The organism is Streptomyces sp. JB150 (assembly GCF_011193355.1).
In the GTDB taxonomy this organism is placed as follows: domain Bacteria; phylum Actinomycetota; class Actinomycetes; order Streptomycetales; family Streptomycetaceae; genus Streptomyces.
This window is the reverse complement of the sequence record NZ_CP049780.1, coordinates 6040847-6051697: the sequence shown is the minus strand read 5'-3', so window position 1 is coordinate 6051697 and position 10851 is coordinate 6040847. Positions and strand designations below refer to the sequence as shown.

At 74.3% G+C, this 10851-nt stretch carries 9 protein-coding genes and 1 pseudogene; 3 read left to right on the top strand and 7 right to left on the bottom strand.

Going from position 1 to position 10851, the window contains the following annotated elements; all coding sequences use genetic code 11:
• Positions 1-298 (bottom strand): annotated as a pseudogene (locus G7Z13_RS27720) (histidinol-phosphatase); the annotation flags it as partial.
• A gap of 236 nt (positions 299-534) precedes the next feature.
• On the opposite strand from G7Z13_RS27720, the gene G7Z13_RS27715 reads away from it, so the two are divergent.
• Entirely contained in the window at positions 535-1125 is a 591-nt protein-coding gene (locus G7Z13_RS27715; RefSeq protein ID WP_166002948.1) for a TetR-like C-terminal domain-containing protein, read from the top strand.
• A complete protein-coding gene (locus G7Z13_RS27710; RefSeq protein ID WP_166002947.1) occupies positions 1118-1909 on the top strand; it encodes an alpha/beta fold hydrolase in 792 nt (263 codons plus the stop codon). Before G7Z13_RS27715 ends, G7Z13_RS27710 begins: the two co-directional genes overlap by 8 nt.
• On the opposite strand, the gene G7Z13_RS27705 is transcribed toward G7Z13_RS27710, so the two are convergent.
• From G7Z13_RS27705 to G7Z13_RS27680, 6 genes are all read right to left on the bottom strand, one after another.
• Positions 1831-2655 carry an isocitrate lyase/phosphoenolpyruvate mutase family protein gene (locus G7Z13_RS27705; protein WP_166002946.1) on the bottom strand — a complete coding sequence of 275 codons (825 nt, stop codon included), beginning with the start codon at positions 2653-2655 and terminating at the stop codon, positions 1831-1833. The genes G7Z13_RS27710 and G7Z13_RS27705 overlap by 79 nt on opposite strands.
• A gap of 87 nt (positions 2656-2742) precedes the next feature.
• Positions 2743-4434 carry a DUF2264 domain-containing protein gene (locus G7Z13_RS27700; RefSeq protein WP_166005343.1) on the bottom strand — a complete coding sequence of 564 codons (1692 nt, stop codon included), beginning with the start codon at positions 4432-4434 and terminating at the stop codon, positions 2743-2745.
• 35 nt (positions 4435-4469) lie between these two features.
• Entirely contained in the window at positions 4470-5324 is an 855-nt protein-coding gene (locus G7Z13_RS27695) for an endonuclease/exonuclease/phosphatase family protein (RefSeq protein WP_166002945.1), read from the bottom strand.
• A gap of 595 nt (positions 5325-5919) precedes the next feature.
• Positions 5920-6975, bottom strand: a complete 1056-nt coding sequence (locus G7Z13_RS27690; RefSeq protein ID WP_166002944.1) for a rhamnogalacturonan acetylesterase — start codon at positions 6973-6975, stop codon at positions 5920-5922.
• A 117-nt stretch (positions 6976-7092) separates the two neighbouring features.
• Positions 7093-8505 carry an RICIN domain-containing protein gene (locus G7Z13_RS27685; RefSeq protein ID WP_166002943.1) on the bottom strand — a complete coding sequence of 471 codons (1413 nt, stop codon included), beginning with the start codon at positions 8503-8505 and terminating at the stop codon, positions 7093-7095.
• 1 nt (position 8506) lies between these two features.
• Positions 8507-9592 (bottom strand): glycoside hydrolase family 43 protein, encoded by a 1086-nt coding sequence (locus G7Z13_RS27680; protein WP_166002942.1) that lies wholly within the window; start codon positions 9590-9592, stop codon positions 8507-8509.
• 269 nt (positions 9593-9861) lie between these two features.
• On the opposite strand from G7Z13_RS27680, the gene mmuM reads away from it, so the two are divergent.
• Positions 9862-10779: a homocysteine S-methyltransferase gene (gene mmuM, locus G7Z13_RS27675; RefSeq protein WP_166002941.1), complete on the top strand. Its 918-nt coding sequence runs from the start codon at positions 9862-9864 to the stop codon at positions 10777-10779.
• The last annotated feature ends 72 nt before the right edge of the window (positions 10780-10851 follow it).

The window sequence follows — 10851 nt, the reverse complement described above, 5'->3', positions numbered from 1 at the left end:
TGTGGATGTGGTGGTCGCCCGCGAGCCAGAGGAAGCCGTCGCGCCGGCGGCCGCCGGACGCGGCGGACGCGGGCGCCGCCTGCGGGGTGAGCACGCTCGCGGCGGCCAGGCCCGCGCCGAGCAGTCCGGCGCGGCGCAGCAGTGAGCGGCGGGACCGCTGCTCGGGGGTCAGGGCCTCGTCGGGCACGGAGGTGTCGAAGGCGGCGGGCAGGGCCGCGGCGTTGTCGTGCGGGTGGTCGTGGTGATGGTGGTGATGCCCGTGGCCGTGGCTGTGACCGTGGTGGTGGGCGTGGCCCATGGGTGTGCCTCCTCGATGCCGCTGCCTTCTCGCGGCCGCCTTCCGCGGTGCGCTGGTGCGCCGCGTGAGGAGGATCACGGCGGAAGATGAATGTTGAACGACTCGGGGATGAGCGTGAGGAGTCCCGGACACGGCCGCTCGCCCCACGGCTCGCAGCGTCCTCCGGCTCGCCTTGTGGCGGCGGGCCGCCTTCCTTCCCTAGGCTGTTGCCTAGAAGCCCTAGGCAGGGAGGTCGTATGCCCCGCGCCGGTCTCACCGCGGACCGCCTCGTCGCGGCCGCGGTCGAACTCGCCGACGAGACCGGGTTCGAGAACGTGACCCTGTCCGCGCTGGCGCGCCGCTTCGGGGTGAAGGACGCCAGCCTGTACTCCCACGTCAGGAACCTCCGGGACCTGCGCGCCCGGATGGCCCTGCGGGCCGGCGGCGAGCTGATCGACCGCATCGCGGCGGCCGTCGCCGGCCGGGCCGGCAAGGACGCGCTGACCGCGTTCGCCGACGCCTACCGGGCGTACGCGCGGGAGCACCCCGGCCGGTACGCGGCCACGCAGATCCGCATCGACCAGTCCCTCGTCGCCGACTCCCCCGCGCTGCGCCGCACCGCCGAGATCACCTACGGCATGCTGCGCGCCTACGGCCTCGAGGAACCCGACCTGACCGACGCCGTCCGCCTGCTGCGCGCCACCTTCCACGGCTACTGCGTCCTGGAGGCCGCCGGAGGCTTCGGCGCCCCCCGCGAGGTGAACGCGTCCTGGGACCGGGCGGTCGACGCCCTGCACACGGCCCTGACCCACTGGCCCCGCGAGGAGGGCGACGAGCCCCGTGAGTGACCACGACGTCCGCGGCGAGGGGCCCGTCCTGCTCGTCCTGCCCGGCGGCGCCGGGCACCCGATGGGCCTGGGCCCGCTGACCGGGCGGCTCGCCGAACGCTTCACGGTGGTGACGTACGACCCGCTCGGCCTCGCCCACGGACGGCTCGGCCGGCCCGTCCAGGACCAGCGGGTGGAGGCGTGGAGCGACGGCGCCCGGGAGGTCCTGGACGCGGTGCTCCCCGACGGCGAGGCGGCGTACGTCCTCGGCACCAGCTCCGGTGCCGTCGCCGCACTCGACCTGCTCGCCCGGCATCCGCGGCGGCTGCGGCACGTCGTCGCCCACGAGCCGCCGTGCGTGGCCGTCCTGCCCGACGGGGCGCGGCGGCGGGCGGCGTTCCGGGAGGTGTACGACACCTACCGCGCCGCGGGCCCGGCGGCGGCCGCGGCCCGGCTCACGGCCGTCCTGGAGGAGCGGGCACCGGACGCCGTGCCGGACGGCCGCCCCCTCTCCCCCGCCGAGGAACGGTCGAGCCCGCAGGCCCTGTTCCTCGCACACGTCCTGGTCCCGTTCACCTCCTACGTCCCCGGCCTGACGGCGGCCTCGTCCTCCGGGCCCCGGCTCACCCTGGCGGCGGGCGAGACCTCACGCGGCGGACTGCTGCACCGCACCGCCGCGTCCCTCGCCAGGCGCGCCGGCGGCGGGTTCGCCGAGCTGCCCGGCGGTCACCTCGGAGCGCTGGAGCACCCGGTCGCGTTCGCCGACCGGCTCACGGAGATCTTCGAGTCCTCGGCCCCACGCTGATCGCTCAGCGCCCGCACCTCCTCGTACGACGGCACGAACCCGCCGGGCCGCCGTCCCGCGCGGATGTCCGCGAGCGCGTCCACGGCCGCGCCGAGCGCCCGCCGGTACAGCAGCGAACCCAGACTGATCCGGCGCACCCCGAGGTCGGTGAGGCGGGTCACGCCCGGCCCGCCGGGCGCGTAGGACACGTTGAGGGGCGTGCCGTCGAAGTCCCGTACCAGGGCGGCGATCTCGGCCGGGTCGGTGAGGCCGGGCACGAACAGACCGTCGGCGCCGGCCTGCCGGTACATCTCCAGGCGGCGCCGGGTGCCCTCCCCGTCGCCCAGCCAGTACGTGTCCGTGCGGGCGTTGACGAACAGCCCGGGCGCCGCCGCCTTCACCGCCGCGATCTTCTCCGCGTGCCGCCGCGCCGGCCCGAGGCCGTCCTCCAGATTGATCCCGGCGACGCCCACGACGGCCAGCTCCCGAGCCGCCTGCGCCACCTCGTCGGGGTCGTCGCCGAACCCGCCCTCCGCGTCCACGGACAGCAGGAACGGCTCCGCGCCGAGAGCGAGGGCCAGGCGCATCGTCTCGTCGCGCGTCGCGGCCGCCCCGTCCGGCAGCCCGGCACCCGCCGCGACGCCGAGGCTCGTGGTACCGATGGCGGGAAACCCCTGCGCGGCGAACAGGCGCGCCGAGGCGTGATCCCAGGCGGTGGGCAGGAGAAGCGGTTCTCCGGCGCGGTGAAGCTCGGCGAAGGCGTTCATGGGAGCACGCTAGGCCCCGCTCCGTTCGGTCCCCACCGAACCGTGCGCGCGGCCGGGTCCACGGGACGGGGCCGTGTGGTCGCGGGCTCAGAGCGGGGTGACGTCGGCTTCCTCGGGGGTCAGGCGGACCCGTGCTGCGGTGCCGTCGGTCCAGTGGATCTCCAGTGTGTGCGGGTCGCCGGCCGTGCGGACGGTGACGGTCGTGGGCAGCGGAGCGGGGTGGGGTTCGGCGGTGAGGCGGGCGAGGGCGACGAAGAGGGTGGGGCCGTCGGCGGTGACGCCCGTGAGGGTGTCGGAGAGGCCGAGCGCGGGGAGCAGTTCGGCGCGCGGGCCGTCCCCCGCCGGCCAGCCGGTGATCCGGACCGGCGTGCCCGGGGCGGCGCCCGTCACCAGGTGCGCCCGCACCTCGGTGGCGCCGTGCGCGAGGACGACGCTGGTGACGCGGGCTTCGCCGCCCGCCGTGTGCCGCGAGGCGGCCCAGCCGTCGCCCACGCCCAGCGGCACGATGCCGGTGCGGCTCGCGTCGCCGCCGACGATCACGCTGTTGTCGTACGACGGGTCGGGGCGGGTCACGGTGGAGTAGCCGAGGCGGGTGTAGTGCGGGTCGTAGCGGACGTCCTCGCTGCCGTGGTTGTGGAGGCGGACGACGCCGTCCGAACGGGTCGACTGGAGCAGCCAGTTGGGCGGCCCGAGGGGGGTGACGGCGTCCTCGCGTTCGGCCGGTCCCGGCTCCTCGCGGGCCGTCCAGACGGGGTGGCCGGGCGGGAGGAGCAGGCCGAGGAAGCCCTTGCTCGCCCAGTAGGGGGAGGCGGGGCCGGAGTAGCCCTGGAGGACGGACGGGTCGGGGCCGTGCCAGCCGAGGGTGAGCAGTCCGCGCTCGTCGACCGCGCCCCGGTCGAGGAAGTACCGCAGCGCGCCGGAGGCGAGCCGGCGGGTCTCTCCGGGCGGGAGCGGCGTGTGGCCGGTCAGGGCGCCGAGCCAGAGGGGCGCCGTGGTGGCGAAGCGGTAGGTGAGGGAGCGGCCCTGGTGGACGGGGGCGCCGTCGGCTCCGAAGAGGCGGGCGTAGTCGGTGAGGTGCCGCGACAACCGCCCGCCGTACCGGGTGAGCGAAGCGCGGTCGCCGGCCAGCCACGCGTGCAGCACCGGATACAGGTGCATCGCCCAGCCGTTGTAGTAGTCGAACTTCCGGCCGTCGCCGTCCGTGTACCAGCCGTCGCCGAGGTACCACGTCTCGATCCGGTCCAGGCCGCGGTCGATCGCCGCCCGGGACGCCGCCGTCTCGTGGCCGATCTCCTGGAGGAACCCGCCGACGGTCACCGGGAACAACTCCCAGTTGCACGGCCACGCCTGCGCGTCGAGCGCGTCCGTGAGCCAGTCCGCCGCGCGCTGCCGCACCGGCTCGTCCAGCCGGTCCCACAGCAGCGGCCGGGTCAGCCGCAGCGCGAGCGCGATCGACGCCGCCTCCACCAGCGGCTGCGTGCGGCTCTCGATCCTCGGCCAGACGCCCGCCGTGCCGGCCGCGAGCCCGTCGGCGTAGCGCTGCAACGCGGTCTCGTCCCGGCGGAAGGCGGCCAGCAGGAACGTACGGGCGTATCCCTCCAGGCCGTCGGAGAGCCGGCCCGACCAGCTGACCCGGTCGCCCGGCAGGTGGTAGAGGGCCCGGTCCCCGGTGGCGTACGGCTCGACCGCGGCGAGCAGGCGGTCGGCCGCCGCCTCCCAGTGGGCGCGGGTGCAGCCGGTGTACGGGCTGCGGGTGCGGTCCTCGGGCGGCAGCTGCATGGGTCCTCGTTCCTCGGCCGTGACGAGCGGCGCGGTCACGCGGCGCGGTGCTCCCGGCCGGTGCGCAGGTCGGTGTACAGCATGTGGTGGTCCGAGAACCGGCTGGGCCGCACCCGGTGTTCGAGCGGGACGATGCCGCGCAGGAAGACGTAGTCGAACTTGCTGTGCCAGTCGGTGGTGACCTCGCAGTCGCCGAGGTCCGTGGGGTGGCACTGCGGGTCCGCGTCCTCGGCCAGTGCCCACAGGTCGTCCAGTTCGGGGGCGCCCGGTACGGCGTTGAAGTCCCCGAGGACGATCGCGCGGTCGTGCCGGGCGACCTCCGCGGCGAGCACGCCGGCCTGCTCCGCCCGCACCGCCTCCTGGCGCCGTTCGGCGAGGTGGGTGTTGAAGACCCGGACGGACTGGCCGCCCACCGTGGTCGTGACCGCCATGTACCCCCGGTCCTCCGACCCGCCGTCGGGGTACTCCTCGTCGACCACGTCGGTCATGGGGGCCGCCGACAGCACGGCCTGGCCGTACTCCCCGGGCCGCCACGGCACTCCTCCGCACCGGCCCCAGTTCCGCAGGACCGCCCCGTACTCCACGTGGTAGACGAGCCCGTAGTGCGTCTCCAGGTGGTCCCTGATCCGCTCGACGTCCCGCACACACGCTTCCTGCAAGCCGACGACCTGCGGCGCGTACGTCGCTATCTCCGCCGCCCGGTCGAGGTCGCTCTCCTCGCAGGGGTTGCAGATGTTCCACGTCATGACCCGGTTCGCCACCACGTCCCGGACCGCCTCCGCGGGCAGGGACCGGGCGGGCTGATCACTCGGCGCGCTCCGGCCGAAGAGCACCAAGCAGGCCACGGCCAAGGCCCCCACCAGCAACCCCGCGCCCCGACTGAGCACCATCAGCCTCCTCACAGCGGACACCCGCGGCGTCCCCCGGCATCCGACGTCCCCGGGCACGAGGTTATCCCGGCAATCGGATGACCACCCGAGTGGTCACCGATGCGCCTTCCTGCTTCCGCGCACCCCTCCCCGTGGTTCGTCCCGGCGACTGCCGCTTCGCGCGGCCGCACCGCGGGCGCGGTCCTGGTCGTCGGCGGGATGGGGAGTTCCCCGGACGTCGCGGTGGACCCGTCGCGGGAGAAGGCGTACGTCACGACCGTGAACGGGCTGCTGTACGAGGTCGGCCCGCGGACCGACGAGAGCCCGAGGAACCTGGCCGAGGGCCTGGGGACGTCCACCTCGGCAGTGGCCCTGGACGGGAGGGGCAAGGCGTACACCGGCAACAGCGACCAGACGGGGAGCCTGCGGGAGGTCGATGTCACGGCCGATCCACCCGTCACACCGCGCGCGGTGGCCGCGGCCTCCACGCGGCGCAGCGGCGGCATCGAGCACGTACGAGGGCCCGTTGTGGCGGTTCTCCCTGCGGGCCCTCCAGAGCCCGGAGCCGATCGAGATCACGACGGGGGTGTAGGAGCGGCCCCGAGGTTTACTGGGCTCATCCGGTGCGGACCAGGCCCCGCGGCACCAGGTGCCGGGCGACGAGTTCGTCGCGGACCAGTCCCGCGAAGACCGTGGCGCCGTGCACGGAGGTGTGCGTGTTGTCGCGCTTCTCGTCGTAGAGGTACAGGGACTTGGACGCCTCGGTCCCCAGGGCCTCCACCACGGCCTTCGTCTTCGCCGTGAGGTCGATCAGCGGGACGTCGCGCTCGGCGGCGAGGGTGCGGACGACCGCCGGGTGGTCGACGCCGAGGCCGTTGACCAGGAGGGCGGTGGGGTTGTTCAGGGTGCCGTCGGGGCTGAACCAGCGGCGGACGACAGGGGTGACGAGGACGGGCCGGCCGCCCGCGGCGCGGACGCCGTCCACCAGGGCTTCGAGGTTGGCGCGGTAGGTGGGGCCGTCGGTCGTCTTGTCGTTGTGGGCGAGCTGGACGAGGACCAGGTCGCCGGGGCGGACGCGCGGCTGGACGGCGGCCCACAGCCGGGGGTCCTGCCGGTAGGTGACCGTGCTCTCGCCGGAGTCGGCGTGGTTGGCGACGGACAGGCCCTTGCGGAGGTACTGCGGGAGCTGCTGGCCCCAGCCGGCGTAGGGGTCGCCGGGCTGGTCGCAGACCGTGGAGTCGCCGATCAGGAAGATCTGGCGGGCGCGGGCGGCCGGGGTGACGCGGATGGCGGCGAGCGCGGGGGCCGGGCCGCCGATGACGAGGTCCAGGCCCGCACTGCCGGCCGGGCCGGTCGGCTCGCCCTCGGGGGTGCGGACGTCGACCGTGAAGCTGCGGGCGACGCGTTCACCGGCGGGGACGGCGGTCTCGGGGAGCAGGGCGCGCCGGGTCTCGCCGGTGACGCGGGTGCTGGACGCGGTCTCGCCGCCGAGGACGACCGTCACGTCGTAGGTGCCGGGCGGGACGTCGAAGTGGCAGGTGCCGGCGGCGCAGTGCTCGATGCCGAGCGGGCGCGGCCCGCCGCCGGGTCCGCTGTCGGCATGCGCGGGCAGGGCGGACAGCGCGGTCCCCAGGGTGACCGCCACCAGCGCGGCCGTACCGAAACGTCTCATTCCCGCTCCTCGATCACGACGACGTGGTCCGGCGGGGACCGTACCGCGTCCAGCAAGCGCTTTCTAGCCCTTTCCGGGATCCCGCCCGACCCGGCTCACCCGGAGCGGACGGCCCCGTCAGGTGCCGCGGCTCCACTGCTGGTTGGCGCCGCCGTTGCAGGTGTACGTGATGATCGCGGCGGAGTCGGCGGTGGACGCGCCGTTCACGTCCAGGCACTCGCCCGTGGCGCGGGAGGTGACGGTGACGTAGGAGCCGGTGGTGGTGAGCGACCACTGCTGGGCGGCCGACGAGGTGTCGCACCTCTCCTGCGTCACCGTGCTCGCGTTCTCCCGCAGGCACAGGGAGCTGTGCCGGGCCACCAGCTGGTGGTGGCCGCCGCCGAGGGGCTTGAACCAGAACCTCTGGTTGCCGCCGCCGTTGCAGTCGTACTGCTTGAGCTGGGCGCCCGCCCACTGCGACTGGCCGGTGACGTCCGCGCACCGGCCGGAGTGCCGGGCGATGAGCGTGGGGTACGCGGCGCTGGTGCCGGTGACCGTCCCGGCGGCCGTGTCGACGGTGACCTCCGGGGTCCAGGACATCGACAGGGTGGTCGCGGTCGGGAAGGCCAGCGGCAGCCAGACGTAGCGCGAGTCGTTGACCGTGCCGCCGAAGGAGTTGCCCCAGCGGTCGCCGAGGTAGAGGTAGGAGGTGGCCGAGGCACCCTGCACCGGCAGGACGTACGCGGTCTGGGAGCCGTAGCCGGTCGCGTCGCCCACGTCGGCCATGGCCGACCAGGGGCCGGCGAGGCTGGTCGCGGTGGCGTACCGCTGCTGGTTGGGGTTCCAGCCGGTCGCGCCGGAGGTCAGCATGAAGTAGACGCCGTTGCGCTTGAACAGGGCGGGCGCCTCGCGGTGGCCGCCCGGCCACGGGTTGGCGACCAGGCTCGCGACGCCGGTGTAGTCGGCGGTGAGCCGGTAGATGTGCAGGTCGTAGTTCTCGCGGGCGGCGGAGACCATGTAGCCGGTGCCGTCGGTGTCGGTGAAGACCGTGATGTCGCGGGACATGTGCTGCCCGAGCGGGCGGAAGCTGCCCCGCCAGGTGTAGTTCCCGTCGACGGTGTCGGAGACGGCGACGGCGGCACGGGCCTCGCCGTAGTCGCTGCCGTTCTCCTTGTGCATCCACATCACGAACGTGCCGGTGGCCGCGTTGTACATCACCTTCGGCCGCTCGATGTTGGCGACGGCCAGTTCGGGGTGGGTGGCCTGGGTCAGGACGTGGTTCCTGAACTCCCAGTTCCTCAGGTCGGTGGAGCGGTAGGCGTCGACGTAGCGGAAGGTGTTGTCGGCGTTGCGGTGCTCACCGAACCAGTAGTAGTACGAGCCCGCCTTGATGATCCCGCCGCCGTGGGCGTGCACCGGGTTGCCCGAGGTGTCGGTGAACTGGGTGCCGTTGGCGACGGTCTGCGGTGCCGCCTGGGCGGGACCCGCCGTGGCGAGGGTGCCGAGCAGGGTGAGACAGAGGGTGAGGAGGAGCGCGTACGCACGTCTCATCTCAGTCCTCCGCCCGTGCCGGTGTGTCGGCGACCGGGACGCCGAAGTCGGGGGTGCCGTCCGGCTTCCAGCCGAGCCTCTGCACGCGCGTGTGGCGGTTGGGGTCGTTCAGCGGATCGCCGGTGATCTCCTTGTACTGGCGGGCGTGGTAGACGAGGACGTCGGTGCGGCCGTCCTCGGCGACGGTGAAGCAGTTGTGGCCGGGGCCGTACTGCCGGGTGGTGTCGTTGCTGGTGAAGACGGGCGTCGGGGACTTCGACCAGCTCGCCGGGTTCATCAGGTCGCTGCGGGCGTCGGCGGTCAGCAGGCCGACGCAGTAGTGGTGGTCGGTGGCGCTCGCGGAGTAGGTCAGGAAGACGCGCCCGTTGCGCTGCAGGACGTACGGGCCCTCGTTCACCTTGAAGCCGACGCACTCCCAGTCGTACTCGGGTGTCGTGAGGCGTATCTGCGGGCCGGTCAGGGTCCACGGGTTCGCCATCCTCGACAGCCAGACGGCGGTGTTGTTGTCCATGCCGGGCTCGTGCTGGGCCCAGGCGAGGTAGCGGGTGCCGCGGTGGGTGAAGGTGGTGGCGTCCAGCGAGAAGGTCTCCCAGGCCGTCCTGATCTGCCCCCGCTCCACCCAGGTGCCCTTGAAGGGGTCGGGGTGGGCGTTCTCCAGGACCCAGATGCGGATGCGCCACACGTCCTCGGCGGGCGCGGCGGCGAAGTAGACGTACCACTTGCCGTCCACGCGGTGCAGTTCCGGCGCCCAGATGTGCGCGCCCATGTCACCGGTGGGATGCGCCCGCCAGATGACCGACTCGGCCGCCGCGGACAGGCCGTTGAGGGTGCGGGAGCGGCGCAGGACGATCCGGTCGTACTCGGGGGCGGTGGCCGTGAAGTAGTAGAAGCCGTCGGTGTGCCGGTTGATGTGCGGGTCGGCGCGGTTGCGGACCAGGGGGTTCACGTACGGGGCCGCCTCGGGGGACGCGGCGGGCGCGGCCGCCTGGGCGACGCCGGGCACCGCGGCCAGGGCGCCGGCGGCCGCGGCTCCCTTGAACAGCATTCGCCGGCTGGGGTCGTGGGGCAGGACGTGCTCGCGGCTCATACGGACTGCCTCTCGTGGGGGGGACGCGTCGTGGGGGACGAGCTTGACGGTCGTGGGGATGAGTTTGGCGGTCGGGGGGGGACGAACTTGAGCGTCGTGCGATATGCCGAACACCATCTGTCATTCCGAACGCCGAAAAGGTAAGGGCGTACCGCTGGGAGGTCAACGGGTCCGACGGAGGCGGCACTCCCGCGTCCGGGTCGATCCGTTCACGAGGTGGACACACTCGGGCGGGGGCGGCCGGCCCCGGCTCGACTACCGTCGACGGCATGACCAGCGCCTTCCCCCTCGCCGAGGCCCTCGCCTCCACCACCGTCGTCCTCGACGGCGGCATGTCCAACCAGCTCGAGTCCGCCGGGCACGACCTGAGCGACGAGCTGTGGTCCGCACGGCTGCTCGCCGAGCGGCCCGAGGCGGTCACCGAGGCGCACCTGGCCTACTTCGAGGCGGGCGCGGACGTCGCCATCACCGCCAGCTACCAGGCCACCTTCGAGGGGTTCGCGAAGCGCGGCATCGACCGCGAGGAGGCGGCCCGGCTGCTCGCGCTGAGCGTGGAGCTGGCCCGCCGGGCCGCGGCGCGGGCCCGCGACCGGGGTGTGACCCGGCCGCTGTGGGTGGCCGCGTCGGCCGGCCCCTACGGGGCGATGCTCGCGGACGGCTCCGAGTACCGGGGCCGCTACGGGCTGAGCGTCGACGCGCTGGAACGTTTCCACCGGCCGCGGCTGGAGACACTGGCCGCGGCCGGGCCCGATGTGCTGGCGCTGGAGACGGTCCCCGACGCCGACGAGGCGGCGGCCCTGCTGCGGGCGGTGCGCGGGCTGGGGGTGCCGGCCTGGCTGTCGTACACCGTGGACGGCACCCGCACCCGGGCCGGGCAGCCGCTGGAGGACGCCTTCGCGCCGGCCGCCGACGTGGACGAGATCATCGCGGTGGGCGTCAACTGCTGCGCCCCGCACGACGTCGACGCCGCCGTGGAGACCGCGGCGCGGGTGACGGGCAAGCCGGTGATCGTCTACCCCAACAGCGGCGAGGCCTGGGACGCCGAGGCCCGCGCCTGGCGGGGCCGCACCACCTTCACCCCGGACCAGGTCCTCGGCTGGCGCGCCGCCGGGGCCCGCCTGATCGGCGGCTGCTGCCGGGTGGGCCCGGAGGCGATCGCGTCGATCGCGACGACCCTGACGCCGTGACCCCGGCGTTCGGGGGGACCGCCACCGCGGGCGGCAGCGGACCCGCGGGCGGCGGGGACGGGGCGTACGGCG

What these genes read in the sequence shown, in the direction of transcription:
- G7Z13_RS27705 (WP_166002946.1), bottom strand. Translation starts at nt 2,655, where the DNA reads ATGAACGCCTTCGCCGAGCTTCACCGCGCCGGAGAACCGCTTCTCCTG.
- G7Z13_RS27685 (WP_166002943.1), bottom strand. Translation starts at nt 8,505, where the DNA reads ATGAGACGTGCGTACGCGCTCCTCCTCACCCTCTGTCTCACCCTGCTC.
- G7Z13_RS27700 (WP_166005343.1), bottom strand. Translation starts at nt 4,434, where the DNA reads ATGCAGCTGCCGCCCGAGGACCGCACCCGCAGCCCGTACACCGGCTGC.
- mmuM (WP_166002941.1), top strand. Translation starts at nt 9,862, where the DNA reads ATGACCAGCGCCTTCCCCCTCGCCGAGGCCCTCGCCTCCACCACCGTC.
- G7Z13_RS27690 (WP_166002944.1), bottom strand. Translation starts at nt 6,975, where the DNA reads ATGAGACGTTTCGGTACGGCCGCGCTGGTGGCGGTCACCCTGGGGACC.
- G7Z13_RS27715 (WP_166002948.1), top strand. Translation starts at nt 535, where the DNA reads ATGCCCCGCGCCGGTCTCACCGCGGACCGCCTCGTCGCGGCCGCGGTC.
- G7Z13_RS27680 (WP_166002942.1), bottom strand. Translation starts at nt 9,592, where the DNA reads ATGAGCCGCGAGCACGTCCTGCCCCACGACCCCAGCCGGCGAATGCTG.
- G7Z13_RS27695 (WP_166002945.1), bottom strand. Translation starts at nt 5,324, where the DNA reads ATGGTGCTCAGTCGGGGCGCGGGGTTGCTGGTGGGGGCCTTGGCCGTG.